Here is an 18,861-nt window from a genome sequence, read left to right as displayed (position 1 = left end):
GGAGAGTCTTTATTTATATTATAAAATAAGAAAATAGTGTTATACAAGAAGGATTTAAATAAAGAAATAAGTATAAACAGAGCTAATTTCTCTAAATTAATTAATTATAATTTAAGTATTATATTAAAGTTACTATAATTTGATTAAATATGTTGTTTTATCATAATTTTTTAATATTTAGATAGTATAGGTTGAAAAAGAATAATATATGAAATAAAATTAAAAAGATACAATTTAGTAACTTATTTAACGATTTAGTAACGTATATCGAGTTATTTTTTTGTAGATAATTAGATAATGGGAGAAATTTGAAAAAATAAAGGATGATATTATGGATGTTATAAAAACTTATGGTAATATTTTAAAAAACAATATGGATAATCCAGATAAAGTACTTAAATATTTAAAAGTAGGATACAATTTGCAGTACTTATCATTGAAACTTAAAGGAGATAAAAATTTACCTAAATCATTAAATTACCTATCTGAACTATGTATGAAGTTTACCTTAGAACCTCTAAAAAAGCCAGATAGAGCTGCATTTGTAAATATATTTACTCCTACTGAATTTTTACATGCTTTTGATATGTATCCTCAACTTATTGAAGCAATGTCATCATATTTATCAGGAACAAAATGTGAAGATGGTTTTATAGATAGGGCTGAGAGAGAGGGAATAACAGAGAGTTTATGTTCTTATCATAAAACCTTTGTTGGAGCTGCAATGTCTAAAGTATTACCAACACCTAGATTTGCTATTACAACAACGACAGCTTGTGATGCAAATGTAAATACTTTTAGATTAGCATCTGAAATTTATGGAATTGAGAGTTTTGTTTTAGATATTCCTTATGAGTACTCTAAGGACGGCGAGGAATATGTTAAAGAACAATTAAAAGAGATGGTTACTTTCATTGAGGACAATTTAAAAGAAAAATTAAATGAAGATAAATTAAAGGAAATAATATTAACAGAAAATAAAACTATAGAATATCATGAAAAATATTTAAACTTATTAAAAAATAAGTATTTTCCAAACACAGTAACAAGTGAGATGTTTAAGGTATTTACAACTCATCCAGGGATGGGAAGAAAAGATACTCTTAAGTTTTATGAAATGTTACTAAAGGATATAGAAAATTACCCAGAATTAAAGCCAAAGAAAAAAATTCTTTGGGCACATGTACTTCCTTTTTATAGTGAATCTATAAGAGAATATTTAGATTGTAATAAGGATTATCAGCTTTTAATATCAGATATGAATGTTGATTATCTTCATAAGTTAGATGTAAATGATCCTTATGGCTCTATTGCGAGAAAAATAATTAATAATAGTTATAATGGGCCTTTTGAAAGAAGAGGAAACAATATAGTAAAATTTGCAAAAGAATTAAATGCAGATGGTGTAGTTAATTTTTGTCATTGGGGATGTAAGGAAAGTAGTGGTGGAACTTTAATTTTAAAGGATATGTTAAATGAAAATAGTATACCTATGCTTAGTATTGATGGGGATGCTGTGGATAGAAGAAATAGCCAAGAGGGTCAAAATAAAACTAGATTAGAGGCTTTTTTTGAGATGTTAGAAAACAATGGAGGAAAATAATAATGATAGCTTGTATTTGTAAATATAGTCCTTTTGCTGTATTTGATGCCTTTGATGAAGAAGGATTTATAATGGATAGTAATATAGAGGAATTTTCAAAGTCTGAAAAATATCTACATCCAACAATGTGTTCCTATAGTAAGGTAGCCTTAGATATGATAATAGATAAAAAAATAGATAAGGTATTTTTAGTAAACTGTTGTGATTCAATAAAGAGACTTAAAGATACTTTAGATAAAATACCATCAATTAAGTTTATTTATATGATGGATTTACCAAGAAAAAATAACTGTTGCGCAAAAGGAATGTTTAAGACAGAAATTTTAAAGTTCATAAAGGCATATGAAGAATTTAGTGGTAAAAAATTTGATATAAATAAATTTAATAATAGTTTATATAAATATGTTGCTAAAGGTACACCTGATAGCGATTATATTGCAGTTTTAGGGGCTAAGGCTTCAAAGGATTTCTTATATAAGGTTCAAGAAAATTTACCTTATCCACTAGTAAATCAAACTTGTTCTAGAGAACATTATTTAACTCATATAAAGAATTTTGATAATGTGGAGAAAGCTATAGAATGGTATGCTGATGAAATACTATCCTATACTCCTTGTATGAGAATGGCTGATACAACAAATAGAAAAGCCTTAATAGAGGATCCAAAGTTAAAAGGGATAGTTTATCATACAGTCAAATTCTGTGATCATTATTCTTTTGAATATGTAAATTTACAAAAGGCTGGAATTCCAATTTTAAAAGTTGAAACTGATTTAACTAATCAAAGTAATGGACAAATAAAAACTCGTATAGAAGCATTTAATGAGCAATTAAATGGAGGGAATATAAAAATGAAGAAGATTATTGATAAAGAGAAAATATACGTAGCAGGTATAGATAGTGGTTCAACATCAACTAATGTAATTATTTTAGATAAAGATAAGAATGTTTTAAGTAGTGTAATTGTAAGAACAGGAGCAAAGAGTATGGATTCTGCTGAAAAGTCAATAAATCTAGCTCTTGAAGAAGCTGGAATTAAAAGAGATGATTTAGCAATGATAGTTGGGACAGGATATGGTAGATATAATATATCCTTTGTTGATGAAAATGTAACAGAGATAACTTGTCATGGAAAGGGAGCTCACTTTTTCAATCCAGAGGTTAGAACAATAATTGATATTGGAGGACAAGATAGTAAGGCTATAAGTCTGGATGAAAATGGGAATGTAAAAAGTTTTGTTATGAATGATAAATGTGCTGCTGGGACTGGAAGATTTCTAGAGATGATTGCAAAAACATTGGAAATAGAATTAGCTGAGATGTCAACAGAAGGATTAACATTTAAAGAAGACCTAAATATAACAAGTGTATGTTCAGTTTTTGCTGAGTCAGAGGTTGTATCATTAATTGCTGATAATAAAGAAAAGAGAGATATAATCCATGGTGTTAATAAGTCTATAGCAGGAAAAACAGTAGGTCTTGTAGATAGAGTTGGAAGAAATGAGAAGTACATGATGACTGGTGGAGTTGCCAAAAATGAAGGGGTTGTAAAAGAAATAGAAGCTAAGTTAAATACTAAATTATTTATAGCAGAAGAGCCTCAAATTTGTGGAGCAATGGGTGCAGCTTTAATTGCTTTAGAGAAAGTTACTAAGTAAAAGATAGATAAATATAAAAATAACTGTGATAATTATCACAGTTATTTTTATATTTTAATAATTTTTATTGATTTTTCTAATAAATTTATAAAATTAAAATGATAATTTTTTAATAAAAACCTATTTATACAAAGAATAGAGATTAAAATTCGTAAAATTATTAACAATATAGAACCATATAGATGAAAAATATCAAAAACAAATAAAGAAATTAAAAAATATTGAAATAATATTAAATTTCTTTATAATAAAAGGTGTTATTTGTTAAATAAATAACATAATTGATAAAAATAAAACAATTGAATATAGGGGGCATTATGCAATGGAAAATCGAAAGATAAATGGAAATGCAGGAAATTACCAAAATTTAATTAAAGGTTCTATGATGAGAGGGCTTTTAGGACCAACAATAGGTTTTTTTGTTGGATTTGCAGCTGTATCACTTTATGGACCAACAGCAACAATTTTTAAACATGCATTTCATGGAATAAATCCTATTTTATTAGCCATGTTAGTATCAGCACCATCCTTATCAGGGTCACTGTTAAGAATCCCTTTTTCAGCATGGGTTGATACCACAGGTGGAAAAAAACCATTCCTAGTTCTTTTAATATTATCTATAATAGGAATGGCAGGTTTATATTATGTAATAGCATTTCAAAGAGATGATTTAAGCAATTATTATTGGATATTATTTTTACTTGGTATTTTATCAGGATGTGGTATTGCAACATTTTCAGTTGGAGTAGGTCAAACATCCTATTGGTTCCCACAAAATAAACAAGGGTGGGCATTAGGATTTTATGCAGGAGTTGGTAATCTAGCACCTGGAATATTCTCTATATTATTACCATTTTTAGCATTACCTATGTTAGGATTATCAGGTTCATACTTAGCATGGCTTATATTCTTAATAGTAGGAACAATAGTATACGCTATTGTTGCCTTAAATGCAGGATATTTCCAATTAAAAAAACAAGGAGTTAATGAAGAAGAAGCTATTAAAATAGCAAAAGCAAATGGACAAGAGTTATTTCCTACCAATAATGCAGTTGAAAGTTTAATTATTTCAGCTAAAGCTTGGAGAACTTGGCCTTTAGTTATTGTTTATTTTACTACATTTGGAGGATTTTTAGCCTTAACAAGTTGGTTCCCTAATTATTGGATGTCATATTTTAAATTTGATATAAAAACAGCAGGACTTGCTACAGCATATTTTTCACTATTAACATCCCTTATAAGAATATGGGGAGGAACTTTATCAGATAAGTTTGGTGGAGAAATAGTATCAAAGTGTTCATTAGTAATAGCTATAGTTGGATCAATATGTTTAACTTTTGCTCATAATTTACCATTAGCATTTATTGGTTTAACTCTTTTAGCAGTTGGAATGGGAATTGCTAATGCAGCAGTATTTAAAATTGTTCCTAAAGCTGTACCAGAAGCAGTTGGTGGAGCTGCTGGATGGATTGGTGGTATAGGTGCCTTTGGTGGATTTGTAATACCTCCAATAATGGCTACATTTATATCAGGAAATAGTAATACTGGATTTCCAATGGGATTCTCAGTATTTATAGGATTAACAATATTATCATTCTTGATGGTATTATTATTTAAAAATAATAAAAAATAAGTGTTTTAATAATATTTAATAAAGGATACTATAAAGAGTATTTTATTTGTAAAACATGCATTTAAGTTTAGTGTATAGTTGTATAAATTTTACTTTTATAGATATCCTTTTTTATTATTTAGATAATATAAATATTTGAGATAAGCTGAATTTTAAAAAGAAAGATTAAAAAAGATAATAAGATTAAAATAGGAGTGATGTGTTAATATTTTGTAACATAATTATTGTAGTATGAGGAAGTAAAATTTATTCAAATCAATTTGGTAGAGTTTTTCATTAATAAATTATTATACTACTTTAGGTGATATGGGATTAGGTATATATAAACTATATAAGGTATTTCCTTGATTCGCATTGAAGATACTATTCATTATCATATATGAGCTTGTAATTAGGGCAATAATTGCTAAAAGAGCTATTATTACTATAAGAATAAGTAGGCATTTGTTTTTTTTCAATTTAATCAGCTCCCATATATAATCTTATAAAAATTATAGCATATATGATAATCTTATTATAGTAATATTATAATAATTGAAAAAAGAACAAGAAATAGTATGTTTTTCTAATAGATTTCTTTAATTTTAATTATAAATTAAAAAACTAATAAAAATTTTAGAGGATATAAGTAAAGCACTAATATCCCCTAGTAAACTTAAATTTTAAATTATTTGTAGAAATTATCTAAAGCAACTTCTACAATAATAGTATTAGTAAAACTTTTTTATTTATACCTATAAATAAAAAATATTTCTATAAAACAGTTAAAATTGCTAATGCAATTAAGGGAATAAGATGTTAAAATAAATAGTAATCTAATTAAAGCAAATTAATACAATAAATAGATGTATTAATAATAGAAGGTGATAAATTAAGGGTTAATTTTATAGTTTATAAGAAGAATTTAAATTTTAGGAGTAACTAATGAAGAAATTAATAGCATTTATTATCATAGTCATACTATGTATTATGACTTATGGTCCAATTAAGACTCATATTATGAAAAAATATTTTTATCCGGAAAAGTATAATAATTATGTAGTAGAGTATAGTGAAAAATTTGATATGGATCCAATGTTCGTTAGAGCAATAATAAAAACTGAAAGTGGTTTTAATCCTAATGCAGAATCTAATGTTGGTGCTATGGGGCTTATGCAAATAACTGCTTCTACAGGAGAATTTATAGCAAAAAATTTAGGAATAACAAATTTTACTCCATCTATGCTTTATAATCCTCAAATAAATATTGAGTTTGGATGTTGGTATTTAGAATACCTAAGCAAACAATTTAGTAATAATGAGGAATTAGTTGCAGCAGCGTATAATGCGGGAGGAGCTAAAGTGGCTAGTTGGCTTAATAATTCAGCTTATTCTTCTGATGGAGTAACTTTAAATAGTATACCTTATACAGAAACTGCTAATTATGTTCAAAAAGTTCAAAAATATGCGAATACATACAAAAAACTATATTCTTAAATTTAGTTAATTAAGTTATGAAGGCTGTCTTAAAAATTGAATTTTATTTTAAAGACAGTCTTTTTTCTATATTTAGAAAATTTTTAATCATAATTAGGGTAAAAAAATATAAAGTTTACATAAAATATTTCCAAAAAATTACAATTATGATATATTAATATTATTAAATTGATAATTTGGAGGTTTTTTATGGAAGAAATAAAAGAAGCTTTTAAAAAAAATAAAGAAACTATTTATATACTAATATTAATTGTAGTTACTATGATACTAAATTTTAGAAATTTTATATCAAAGGGTCAAAGTAGTATATTTAGTTTTGTTATAAGTATTCTTTATGTAGTTCTATGGTTTTATATTATACAAAAAACAAAGAAAAATTTCTTATTTTTTGAATATAGCACTTTTTTTTGGATTATAACTACTTTAGTTTCTATAAGTTATTATTTTATTTATTCAATAGGGTATTCAGGAGAATACTTTGCTCCAGCAGCATTAATTTTTATATCAGAAATATATCCAATCGGGGACTTTTTGTTTCCATATAGTATTTATAAAATATATGCAATTATGATTATATCAATTTTCTTCTTTTTAGTTAGTTATTTAAAATTTAAAGAAATTGAATCAACGGAGGAAAAAGATGAATTAATAAAGGAGCCTTAATTCAAGGTAAAGTAAAAATTTAATCTGAATTTTAGTATAAGTTATCTATTAGAAAAATGAAGTTTAGGAGAGAATAATGAATTTAAAAAATATTATTTTGAATTATAAACCTTTTAATGAACAAGAAGAGGCAGATAAAAATTTGATACTAGAAGCTCTGGATAAATTTTCGGATTTATTAAGTAGAGAAAATAATATAGCACATTTTACTAGTTCTACATTTGTAGTAAATAAAAATAGGGATAAGGTACTTATGGTTTATCATAATATATATGATAGTTGGAGTTGGATAGGTGGACACTGTGATGGAGATGGTGATTTTAAAAGGGTAGCTATTAAAGAACTAGAGGAGGAAACAGGTGTAAAAGATATAGAATTTGTAAATGAGGAAATTTTCGCTTTAGATGTTTTACCAGTAAAGTCACATATAAAAAGAGGGAAATTTATATCAAGCCATTTACATTTGTCGGTAGCTTATGTTGTGGAAGCAAGTGAAAAGGAAGATTTAAGAGTAAAATTAGATGAAAATAGCGCTGTTAAGTGGATTGATATTAATAAATTATTGAACTTTACTGAAAAAGAACCACATATGCAAGTTGTATATAGTAAACTAATAAAGAAATTAAATAATATGAAGTAAATATAAAAAGACTATTTTAGGCAAAGCTTTATTCACCTAAGATAGTCTTATTTTCTCATAGATAGTATTTTTTTAAGAATTTTCTTTGCTTAAAGGTTCACTATATTTTGAAATCACAGAACCAGTAGTAGCATTTATATCAACATAATATTTTGTATTGTCCTTTGTTATAGTTGAATCATATTGAGGAGTGATTCCTACTATATTATAAGTTAATTCATTAATTGTACCATCAGGAACTTCTTTGTTTAAAATTTCTACAGCTTTTGATGCAGGTATAAAATTAGCTCCATTTGTAGTAGAACTAGTTGGCGTGATATCAAGATCTACATTTGGCTTTTTATCATCATTTTTAAAGCTTATTATATCACCATTAGTAGCATTCACAACTGCACTATAAGTATCATTAAGAGTATCTACCTTAACATCATATTGCTTTTTCTCTTGGTCGAATGTTAATGATGTTACTATTCCACCCTTAGCTTTATTTTCTACTATAGTTCTTACATCAGTAGGGCTAACCCCATCATTATTACTAGAATATAAGGGATTTACTGAATTTGAGCTAGCTGCTGGAGTGCTTTTAGAAGTGAATGATACTCCTATAAATATTAAATCACAAACTATTAATATTCCAGTTAGTGCTAGAAATACTTTTTTTATCATTAGATTGCCTCCAAGTTATTATATTTTAATCAACAAATACTATTTTAACAAAAGTTAAGAAAAAAATCACTTTTATTGTTAGAAAAAATATAGTAATTTAAATAAATGAAAATATTCTTAAGAAAAATATTAAGTGATAATTGAAAATAAGCTATAATATAAATGAAAGCTTAATTCAGATAGAGCTAAAACTTTATCTGAATTTTAGTGAAAATTATCTAGGAATATGTGGCCGTTAAATGTATCTTATAGAGCATTTATAGACGCTAGGTGCAAGATAAAATAAAAATATTAATAAACTAAGGAGAAAATTATGAAGTTAAATAACAATACAATTTTAATTACTGGAGGATCTAAAGGAATAGGGTTAGAACTAGCAAAAAGATTTTTGAATTTAGATAACAATGTTATAATTTGTGCAAGAGGAGAACAAGACTTAATAAATATAAAAGAAAAATATCCTAAAATAGATGTAATAAAATGTGATGTAAGTAATAAAGATGAACGTAATAATATGATAGATATAATAAAGAAGAACTATGGAAATTTAAATATACTTATAAATAATGCAGGAATACAAAGAGATGTTAACTTTAATACAGATGATGAAATAAGAATGGATGAAATAGCAATAAATTTAGAAGCACCTATACATTTAATAAAAGATTTATTGCCAATAATTAAGAATAATGAAAATCCAGCAATACTTAATGTAAGTTCTGGATTAGCATTTACACCTTTAGCAAATGTACCTATATATTGTGCTACAAAGGCAGCAATGCATTCTCTTACTATGTCTTTAAGATATCAACTTAAAGATAAGGTTGAAGTTATAGAAATTATTCCACCAGCAGTTGATACTAATTTAAATGAAGAGGGAAGAAAGAAGAGATTTGATGAAACAGGATTTACATTTGATTTAAAAGTTGATAAATATGTAGATGAAGTTATGGAAGGATTAGCTAAGGAAAGCTTAGAAATTGGTTTTGGTGGAAATATTGAAAGAGTAAATGAATCTACAAAAAATGATTTAGATAAATTATTTACAATAATGAATAAATAATTTGAAAGCAAGGATTAAATAAGTAATAAGGGAAAGACGTCACTTTAGTGATAGAGATTTACTATAATAATATTGAATAAACTTAATTAAAATAGTAAAATTTGGTATAAGGATAGGGTATAAATAGGTAACTGTATCTGTTTGTCCTAGGCTTATAGAAGATGGGAATATTACAGATACTAGTTCACAAATAAAATTTATTTAAGGGGCAAGGGTTTTATGGGAGAATCTGTAAATGAGAAATTAGAATTTCTATTAGAAGAAAATATATTAGTATGTATTTCGGCTATTAGTATACTATTGTCAATATTTTTTAATGTTTATTTTACATTATGGGGAGGAATTTTTCTATATATTATTGATAATATATTAAAGCGTAGTTTAATGAAGAGTAAGAAAAAAAACAAGCTAGAAAATGGTCAATGTAAGATTATAGATTTTGATTTTATAGAGAAGAAAATTAAATAAAATACTATGTTTAAATTAAAGCATTTATGATAAAATAAAAGAGAATATTAGATTTATTATTCTATGGAGGGTTTTATGAAGGATGAATTAATACATGAAAACTTTTTAACTTTGGAATCTAGTATATTAAGTTCCATAGAAAAAATGTTACTCAAGATTAATAATATAGTAATCAATAATTTTGAAGAAGATTTAGAGAATTTTAAAGAATTAAACGAAGAGCTTATAAAGCTAAAGGAAGGTATCTTAACAGCTAATGAGCCTTATGGTATAGATAATTGTAGTAGATTAATAAAGGGTGTTTTTTATCAGGTTAAAGAATGGATTGTTATAACTGTAAATATAATAAGAGACTTAGAAGATAAAAATTATGATAATTTAAAAGAGCATTATGGTGATTTTGTATAATATTAAAGAGGCTATCTCAAAGTGTATATTTGGGATAGTCTTTTTTATGTTAATTAAACTTATAGAATATTGAAGTATTTCAGCTATTAGTTGTAATATAAGGCAAACCTTATAAAGTTATTAAAGCTTTAGTTATTATGGTAAAATAAGAATTAGCTTAGATTTAAAATTAATTCAATGGTGAAACTTTTAATTCTTACATGGATATAGAAGCTTTAATTTTATTGAATGAAGAATAAATAAGTGAATTATTAGGACAAAGGAGAAGTTTTAATGGAAAAAATTATGTTAAATAAAGAAGAGTTTGATTTAGTTGGGTTTATCTATAGTTATATAAAGGATATAAATAAGTTTCTATTAGATAGAAGGGGAAAAAGAGAAAAGATATACTTAGTGGATAAGGATAGAGAATTCAGTAGTTTAGAAGATGAAATGATACAAGAATTATTAGGTAAGGATGTAATGATATATTTACCTGTGACAACAGCAGTATATGATGAAATGACTATGCTAAATGGAGATGAAGTTGATTTAAATGAAGGCTTAGGAGCTGAATACATAGAAGGGCTTTGTTACGTTCCTAGTTCTGGAAGATTAATTGATATAGGAGATTTAAAGGTATCAATTAATACAAGAGTAGGTTTATTATTGGATATTAGAAAAGGAATAATTACATTTAAGTTAGTTCAAGGAAGAGTAGATAGAGATTTTAATCTTCAAGAATTTAATGAAATTCAGAATTTTGGAATTGTGGGTATAGAGATAAAAAAATATTTAAATTATTATGTAACGAAAAAGGAATAAAGTAAATTAATTTTAAATAAATTATTAAAATAGTCATTTATTAAAGATAAAAGTATATAATTAATAAAAAAATAATTAAAAGGTTATTATTTTGTTATTAATTAGAAAGCTATATGAAATTAATATACTATAATATATTGATTAGAATAAAAAGGGAAAAATACTTTAAGGGAAACTAAGGATGATTTAGGGGATTATCTTACAGTAGTAAAATATACGACTTATAGACCTAGAGCTTCATTGAGAAGCTAATAAAAGTATTTAGGGGGATAAAATGATTAGTAAAAATTTAAAAAAGAAGTTAGTTGTTTTAGGAGTTACTTCAGCTTTCATTTGTACTATGGCAACATCGGTTTTTGCACAAGGTAGTCAAAAGGCAGTTAGTTTAGGAGCAAATCTTACAGAAGCTCAAAAACAACAAATGTTAAATGAATTCAATATTAATAAAAATGAAGCAAAGATTATAGAAATAACCAATGATGATATAAGAATTCAGTTAGGAATGGATAGAAGTAAACCAGTACCAGCAAGTAGTAAATCTATTTCTAGTTCTTATGTTGAAGTTTTAGATAAGGGGGGTATTAGAGTTAAAGCAAATAATTTAACTGAGGTTACTCCTACTATGTTAATGAATGCATTACTTACATCTGGTGTAACAGATGCAAATGTAATTGCTTCTGCGCCTTATCCTGTAACGGGAACAGCAGCTCTTGCAGGAATACTGAAGGGCTTTGAAGATGCTACTGGGGAAGAATTATCATTGAATCAAAAAGAAGCAGCTAGAGATGAAATTAAAGTTACAACTGATTTAGGGAATAATGTTACTAAAGAAGATGGAACTAAACTTGATAAAGATGAGGCAGCTGTAATAATAAATGATATAAAAACGCAAGTAATTAAGGATTCACCTAAAAATGATATTGATATTGAAAATATAGTAATAAATATTACTAATAATTATGGTGTTGAATTACCTAAAAAGGAAAGAGCTCAAGTTGTAAAACTTATGTCAGATATAAATAAGTTAGATTATAATTATAATGATATGAAAGAATCCTTAAATCAAATGAATAAAAATTTAAAAGAAACTTTAAAGGAAATGGGAAAAGAGATAAAGGAAAGTGGAATATTTGAAAAGCTATGGAGCAAAATAAAAGAGTTCTTCTCTTGGATAGGTGATTTATTTAAAGGTGATAAATCTTCTAATACAAATAGTGATATTCAATATGACAGCAATGGAAATATAAAGGAAGATCAAGTAACAGATACAGCAACAGAGCAAATAATGGATGAAACTAATAAGGAAGAGACAACGCCTTCAAAAGAAAATACAAATGAAAGTAAAGACAAAGAAAATAATACTCAAGAAAAGGTAGAAAATCAAGAGGAGAATAATGCTAATATTACAGAGGATGAAGGGCAAAAAGAGCAATCAATTAATGCTGACGCACCAACATCAAATGAAAATAGCGCTGTAACTCAATAAATTGTAAAAAATAGGAGTACATCTAAATGGAATTTATTCTTTTTAGGTGTGCTTTTTTAATTTAATTTACAAATAATAAAATGTATGGGAACAAAAGTTCGCTTTTGAAATGAAAATATGGTATAATTTCTTATAAAATAAAACAAAATCTAGAAAAAAGTTATTTAGGTAATAATAAGTTTTGTTAGATATTTAGAACAGTTTATTATTATATTGAGTAACTATAAGACAAAGAAATAAAAGAAAGGAAATCATATGTTAGGACCGACACATAGACTAGGTGGGATAGCAGCAGGGGCATTAGTTACCGTAGCTATAGAAAAAGTATTAAATATTCCAATACAAGATCCAATTTTATTCGTAAGTGTCACTATGGCAGGAGGAGCAATAGGGAGTTTAATACCAGATATAGATTCACCAAGTAGTACATTAGGAAGACGAGTAAAACCAGTTTCAAAAGCTATAGCAGGAACTTTTGGCCATAGAGGAGGAACCCATACCCTATTAGCTTGGGTTTTATTCAGTATATTTACCATTTTTTTAGGAAGTGAATTAGAAAGATATTTAGGAGTAGGTGGTGGACTGAAAAAGATTTTAGTATTTGCCATAATAAATTCCTTTATAATGACATCATCAGTTCTTTTTCTATTAAATAGTATGCCTATAAAGCATGGAAAGAAAGAAGTTAAAAAGTATAAACTATACATTATTTTAGCTATTATAATAATAACGTTATATTTAACTAAAGAATATGATATGGATATGTTAGGTTATATTCAAGTATATTTATTAGGAGTAAACATTGGTTATTTAAGCCATATAGTTTTAGATATGATAACTAGAGAAGGGGTTCCTTTATTTAGACCACTATTTAAGTTTAAAGTTAGCTTAAGTCCATTCAAAACAGGTTCAGGTATAGAATGGGTTGTTAAAGTTTGTAGTCTTATAGTTATTGCTATAAGTTTAATTAATGTATTAAGTTGTAAATAAAGTGAGGTTGTTTTATACAACCTTATTTTTTTACAAAACTTTTAATAAACTATTGACTATAACCTAAGGTAATAGATTATAGTATATTCCATAAAGATTATTTATTAATAATCTTTATTGGAAATTATAACTATTTAAATTTATACAAAGGAGAAAAAAATGGATAAGAAATCATCTAAAGTATTGCTTATAATGTTCTTAGCTGGTATATTTATGGGATCCTTAGATACTGCTATAATTTCACCAGCACGTACTGTAATGGGAAATACCTTACATATTTCTGCAGATGCTAGTATATGGATAATAACATTATATTCTTTAATTTATGCTGTATCTATGCCTATAATAGGTAAACTAGCAGATAGAAATGGTTTAAAATTAATGTTTACAATTAGTGTGTTGATATTTGGAGTAGGATCATTCCTATGTGGAATATCAAATTACTATTCAAGTTATGAATTTTTATTAATTGCTAGAGTAATAGAAGCTATAGGAGCTGGAGGAGTACTTCCAATAGCTACTGCATTTATAGGAGATAGTTTCCCGCCAGAAAAAAGAGGAGCTGCTCTTGGAATGGTTGGTGGAATAAATGGAATAGCCACTCTTATAGGACCATCATTAGGATCATTTATTTTAGATACTTGGGGTGCTGATAGATGGGGAATATTATTCTTTATAAATCTTCCAATATGTTTAATTGTTTTAATTGCTTTAATTAGAATAAAAATACCTAAAGTTGAAAGAATAAAGAAAAAAATGGACCTTGCTGGAAGTGTAGTATCAGGATTATTTATTATATCTCTTATGTTATTTATAACAAACTTAAATTTTGTAAAACTAGGGGAGAGTTTTAAGTCAATAGGATGTTATCCTTACTTAATAGCAGCAATAATATTATTACCTATACTTATATTTGTTGAATCTAAGGCTGAGGATCCAATAATAAACCTTAAATATTTTAAAAATAGACAAATGGTTGCTGTGTTTATTATAGCATTTTTAGTAGGAGCAAGCCTTATGGTAGTTGTATTCTTACCTCAATTCTGTAGTAATGTTTTAAAATTAAAATTAGGTTCAGGAGGATATTTCGTAACTTTAATGGCTTTATTCTCTGGATTTGCAGCTCCTTTTGGTGGAAGACTTATAGACAAAATGTCAGCTAAAATAGTTTTATTATTTGGATTTATTTGTTCATTAATAGGATTATTAACATTAGCATTTATTGTAACATCAACATTAAGTATGACTGCATTAATAATAGGATTAGCATTCCTTGGATTAGGAGTAGGGTTTACAATGGGAACACCTCTTAACTATGTAGTTCAAAGTTCTGTACCTAAGGATGAAATAGGATCAGCACAATCAACATTATCACTTATAAGATCTTTAGGAATAGCTTTATCACCAAATCTTTTAGTTGGATTTATAGTTGAAGCAGGAACAAAGGTGCCAGGAAAAATAATGCCATTACTTCCTAAAGCTCATGGAATGGCTTTATCTATGAATGCTGGTGCAGGAAGTTCATCAATGGTAAATGCATTCCAAAATGCCAATGTTACAACTATATTCCCTATAATGAAAAATTTCGTAAGTAAACAATTTACAACTATGGCACCAAAAATAGAAGCTGGAGTAAAGGGAAAATTACCACCTAATGTATCACCAGCAGATGCTGTAGAACAAATGAAAAACACTTATTTATTAGAGTTAGATAAAGTAAAGAATACAATAGAAAGTACTTACCAACATGTTATGAACCAAGGTTTTGAGAAGATGTTTATAACATTAGCAGTAATAGCAGCTATAGCAATTGTAGTAACTTTATTTATACCTAATAAATTAAAAAAAGTAGCATAAAGATTATTTGAAAAAGAGGATGTATCGAATTACAGATACATCCTCTCTGATTTTTATCTAGCTATATAGGTTCATCATTTGTGACCACTCACTTACGTAAAGAAGCTCTAATATTTTTTCTACAACAGTTTCTAAAATAAAGAGCTTCTAGTACTAGTTCAATGGTCACAGCATTTTGTACCTATATAGCTATCTCAGCAGATGAAGAAATAATATAAATTAAGGTGCTGATTTAACAAAGCTCCTTTTTATCATTTAGATAATTATATTTATATGTTCTCTTTTTTTTATGGTAAAATCTATGATATAATTTTGAATGTTATTTTTATTAATGGGGGGGATTAGTTTGAATAAAAATCAAGATGTAAAGAAATTAGTGAAGTTAGCTATGGTAGCAGGAATATATGCTGCATTAACTATAGGATTAGCACCTATTAGTTATTTAAATGTTCAATTTAGGATATCAGAGATACTAGTATTATTAGTATTTATGAATTCCTCTTACACATGGGCTTTAACAGTGGGATGCTTTATTGCTAATATGTTAGGTCCAAATGGCATTGGGGATGTTATATTTGGAACCTTAGCTACATTTATAAGCTGTCTAGCAATAATACAAACAAAAAAATATTTAAAGGATAGTAAGTATTCATTAATAGTATCATCAATATGGCCAAGTATAATAAATGGGTTAATAATAGGATTAATGCTTAATAACTTTTATAATCTACCTTTAGTGTTATCAATTTTAGAAGTTATGATGGGAGAATTTGTAGTTGTAACCATTATAGGCGTTCCATTTTTCTCCCTATTCAAAAAGAAATTAATCAATTTATTATAATTATATGTTTATTTTGAGATACATAAATTAAAATAACTTAGAATTTTGAACTTGCTTATATTTAACTTAGAAAAGATTAAAATTAAACTATTAGTGATTAATAAAAAAACTTATAAGAAACTTGATAATTCTTTGAAATAGAAATTATTAGGTTTCTTTTTATATTTATTGTCAGAATATATTCGTATTAGAAATACTCTTAAAAGAGTATTAAATTAAAAATAAAAAAGAAAAACTATCTAAATAAGTAAATAGAGGTCTTTTACTTGTTTTTCATCAAGTTCGATAAAAAATATACAAAGATGACTTAAATACTATTGATGTTATATAATTGTTGTATACTATTTAATATTCAATTTGAAAGGATTTAATATGATTTTAGATAGAATAAAAGATTACTCAAGGGTAATATTAAAAGATGATAATTCAGGACATGATCATTATCATGCAGAAAGAGTTAGTAAAATAGCTAATAAAGAAAATGAAAAAACTCGCTATAAAAAGGCATGAATTTTTAGAACTTTATTTAGAATGGAATGGATTAAAGTAGGATAAAGATAAGGAGAAATACCAATGAAGATATTATATTATGATTGCTTTTCAGGAATAAGTGGAGATATGAATTTAGGAGCTTTAGTTGATTTAGGTGTTCCTTTTTCTTATCTAGTTAAAGAGCTAGACAAATTAGGATTAAATGATGAATTTGATATAAGCTGTGAAAGGTCTATTAAAAATGGTATAAGTGGGACGAAGGTTACAGTTAATGATTTAAATTTTCATAATCACGGTCATAATCACAATCATAGTTATAATCATGTACATGGAAGAACATACAAGGATATTGTAACTATAATAAAAGATTCAAAGATTAGTGAAAAAGCTAAGGATATGGCATTGCATATTTTTGAGGAAATTGCTATAGCTGAAGCAAAAATACATAACCAAGCTATAAGTGAAGTGCATTTTCACGAAGTTGGAGCTATTGATTCTATAATTGATATAGTTGGAGCAGCTATTGCTATTTCATATATAAATCCTGATGTAGTTAAGTGTTCTACCATAGAAATTGGCTATGGTATGGTTAATTCAGCCCATGGAATGTTACCAATACCAGCTCCAGCAACGGCAGAAATTTTAAAGAATATTCCTATAAGAGCTGAGAATGTTCCTTTTGAAGCAACAACACCAACAGGGGCTGCTATTATTAAAGGAACCTCTTCAACTTTTACTGATAAAAAGAATTTTAAAATATTAAAAATAGGTTATGGTATAGGTCAAAAGGATAATAAAATTATGGCTAATGCTTTAAGAGTATTTTTAGGAGAATTAGAAAATAATAAAAGAAATGAAGAAGATAAAGAATTAATTTTAGAATGTAATATAGATGATATGAGAGGAGAAGAATTTGAACTTTTAATGGAAAGACTTTTAAAAGCTAAGGCTTTAGATGTTTTTTACACTAATATATTAATGAAAAAACAACGTCCAGCAATAAAACTTTCTGTTATATGTAATTATGAAAATAAAGATATATTAAAAAATATAATATTTAATAACTCATCAACTATAGGAATTAGAGAAATAGGAATAGATAGAACTAAATTAGAAAGAGAAATAATAGAAATAAAATCTAAGTATGGCTTTGTTCCACTTAAGCTTTCAAAATACAATGGACATATAATAAGAGTAAAACCAGAGTATGATTATTGTAAAGCTATTGCCATAGAAAACAATTTATCGTTAAATGAAGTATATAATAACATATTATACACATATGAAAAAATTAAGAATGAAAACAGAGGAATTTAAATATGAATAAATTGAATGAATTAAGAGCATATATAAAAAATTTAGGTAAGGTAGCTGTTGCTTTTTCAGGAGGGGTAGACAGTACATTTTTACTTAATGTTTGTAAAGAAGTATTAGGTGATAATGCAGTTGCTATAACAATAGTATCACCTTATATACCAGAGTGGGAAATAAACGAAGCTAAGGAATTAACTAAGAACTTAAATTGTACTCATCATTTTATCAAAATAGATGAAGTGCCTGAAAATATAAAATTTAATCCAGCAAATAAGTGTTATTTATGTAAAAGAAATTTATTTGAGAAAATTTTAAATGAAAGTAAAGCATTAGGTATAGACTATGTAATTGATGGAACTAATATAGATGATACAAAAGATTATAGACCTGGACTAAAAGCTCTTTCTGAACTTAATATTAAAAGCCCATTAAAGGAATTAAATATAACAAAGGATGAAATTAGAAAATACTCAAAGGAATTAGGATTAAAAACCTGGGATAAACCAGCGTACGCATGTCTTTTAACAAGAATGGAAGTTGGTACAGAAATAACTAAGGAAAAAATAGATAGAATAGAAAAAGGTGAAGAATATTTACATAGTAAAGGCTTTAAAGCAGTTAGAGTTCGTGTTCACGGAGATTTAGCTAGAATAGAGGTTAATCCAGAGTTAATGGATGATATATTAAATAAAACTTTATTAGAAGAAATATCTAAAGCATTTAAGTCCTTTGGATTTAAGTTTGTAACTTTAGATATGGAAGGATATAAAACAGGAAGTTTAAATGTAAAGGAGTAGTA

At 26.5% G+C, this 18,861-nt stretch carries 18 protein-coding genes; 17 read left to right on the top strand and 1 reads right to left on the bottom strand.

What is annotated here, in order from left to right; genetic code table 11:
- Positions 1–331: 331 nt before the first annotated feature.
- From ARA19_RS04705 to ARA19_RS04680, 6 genes are all read left to right on the top strand, one after another.
- On the top strand, positions 332–1,603 hold the full coding sequence (locus tag ARA19_RS04705; RefSeq protein WP_055069812.1) for a 2-hydroxyacyl-CoA dehydratase subunit D: 1,272 nt from the start codon (positions 332–334) through the stop codon (positions 1,601–1,603).
- Between the two features lie 2 nt (positions 1,604–1,605).
- Positions 1,606–3,261, top strand: a complete 1,656-nt coding sequence (locus ARA19_RS04700; protein WP_055069811.1) for an acyl-CoA dehydratase activase — start codon at positions 1,606–1,608, stop codon at positions 3,259–3,261.
- A gap of 322 nt (positions 3,262–3,583) precedes the next feature.
- Positions 3,584–4,894: an MFS transporter gene (locus tag ARA19_RS04695; RefSeq protein ID WP_055069810.1), complete on the top strand. Its 1,311-nt coding sequence runs from the start codon at positions 3,584–3,586 to the stop codon at positions 4,892–4,894.
- A gap of 924 nt (positions 4,895–5,818) precedes the next feature.
- Positions 5,819–6,370, top strand: a complete 552-nt coding sequence (locus ARA19_RS04690) for a lytic transglycosylase domain-containing protein (protein ID WP_055069809.1) — start codon at positions 5,819–5,821, stop codon at positions 6,368–6,370.
- 189 nt (positions 6,371–6,559) lie between these two features.
- Positions 6,560–7,033: a hypothetical protein gene (locus tag ARA19_RS04685; protein ID WP_055069808.1), complete on the top strand. Its 474-nt coding sequence runs from the start codon at positions 6,560–6,562 to the stop codon at positions 7,031–7,033.
- A 76-nt stretch (positions 7,034–7,109) separates the two neighbouring features.
- Entirely contained in the window at positions 7,110–7,673 is a 564-nt protein-coding gene (locus ARA19_RS04680) for an NUDIX hydrolase (RefSeq protein WP_055069807.1), read from the top strand.
- A 72-nt stretch (positions 7,674–7,745) separates the two neighbouring features.
- Here ARA19_RS04680 and ARA19_RS04675 read toward each other — a convergent pair whose 3' ends face one another.
- Positions 7,746–8,339 carry a PepSY domain-containing protein gene (locus ARA19_RS04675; RefSeq protein WP_055069806.1) on the bottom strand — a complete coding sequence of 198 codons (594 nt, stop codon included), beginning with the start codon at positions 8,337–8,339 and terminating at the stop codon, positions 7,746–7,748.
- A 313-nt stretch (positions 8,340–8,652) separates the two neighbouring features.
- On the opposite strand from ARA19_RS04675, the gene ARA19_RS04670 reads away from it, so the two are divergent.
- The 11 genes from ARA19_RS04670 to larE all read left to right on the top strand — a co-directional run bounded on the left by ARA19_RS04670 (position 8,653) and on the right by larE (position 18,859).
- The gene (locus tag ARA19_RS04670) at positions 8,653–9,402 is read left to right on the top strand and encodes an SDR family oxidoreductase (protein WP_055069805.1); all 750 of its coding nucleotides are present in this window, start codon (positions 8,653–8,655) and stop codon (positions 9,400–9,402) included.
- Positions 9,403–9,621: 219 nt separating this feature from the next.
- Positions 9,622–9,870, top strand: coding sequence for a hypothetical protein (locus ARA19_RS04665; protein ID WP_055069804.1), 249 nt, complete (start codon positions 9,622–9,624; stop codon positions 9,868–9,870).
- Positions 9,871–9,945: 75 nt separating this feature from the next.
- Positions 9,946–10,278, top strand: coding sequence for a hypothetical protein (locus ARA19_RS04660; RefSeq protein ID WP_055069803.1), 333 nt, complete (start codon positions 9,946–9,948; stop codon positions 10,276–10,278).
- 273 nt (positions 10,279–10,551) lie between these two features.
- Positions 10,552–11,082 carry a hypothetical protein gene (locus ARA19_RS04655; RefSeq protein WP_055069802.1) on the top strand — a complete coding sequence of 177 codons (531 nt, stop codon included), beginning with the start codon at positions 10,552–10,554 and terminating at the stop codon, positions 11,080–11,082.
- A 274-nt stretch (positions 11,083–11,356) separates the two neighbouring features.
- On the top strand, positions 11,357–12,568 hold the full coding sequence (locus ARA19_RS04650; RefSeq protein WP_055069801.1) for a DUF1002 domain-containing protein: 1,212 nt from the start codon (positions 11,357–11,359) through the stop codon (positions 12,566–12,568).
- 255 nt (positions 12,569–12,823) lie between these two features.
- Positions 12,824–13,558 (top strand): metal-dependent hydrolase, encoded by a 735-nt coding sequence (locus ARA19_RS04645; protein WP_055069800.1) that lies wholly within the window; start codon positions 12,824–12,826, stop codon positions 13,556–13,558.
- 159 nt (positions 13,559–13,717) lie between these two features.
- Positions 13,718–15,415, top strand: a complete 1,698-nt coding sequence (locus ARA19_RS04640; protein ID WP_055069799.1) for an MFS transporter — start codon at positions 13,718–13,720, stop codon at positions 15,413–15,415.
- A gap of 346 nt (positions 15,416–15,761) precedes the next feature.
- Positions 15,762–16,256, top strand: a complete 495-nt coding sequence (locus ARA19_RS04635; RefSeq protein WP_242862392.1) for a QueT transporter family protein — start codon at positions 15,762–15,764, stop codon at positions 16,254–16,256.
- Between the two features lie 357 nt (positions 16,257–16,613).
- Complete coding sequence (locus ARA19_RS17450; RefSeq protein ID WP_157452224.1) at positions 16,614–16,766, top strand: hypothetical protein; 153 nt, start codon at positions 16,614–16,616, stop codon at positions 16,764–16,766.
- Between the two features lie 63 nt (positions 16,767–16,829).
- Complete coding sequence (larC, locus tag ARA19_RS04630; RefSeq protein ID WP_055069798.1) at positions 16,830–18,065, top strand: nickel pincer cofactor biosynthesis protein LarC; 1,236 nt, start codon at positions 16,830–16,832, stop codon at positions 18,063–18,065.
- A gap of 2 nt (positions 18,066–18,067) precedes the next feature.
- Positions 18,068–18,859: an ATP-dependent sacrificial sulfur transferase LarE gene (larE, locus tag ARA19_RS04625; protein ID WP_055069797.1), complete on the top strand. Its 792-nt coding sequence runs from the start codon at positions 18,068–18,070 to the stop codon at positions 18,857–18,859.
- The last annotated feature ends 2 nt before the right edge of the window (positions 18,860–18,861 follow it).

The sequence above is a fragment of the Clostridium massiliamazoniense genome (assembly GCF_001403635.1).
In the GTDB taxonomy this organism is placed as follows: domain Bacteria; phylum Bacillota; class Clostridia; order Clostridiales; family Clostridiaceae; genus Sarcina; species Sarcina massiliamazoniense.
The sequence above is the reverse complement of the archived record's forward strand: the minus strand, read 5'-3'. Positions and strand labels throughout refer to the sequence as shown.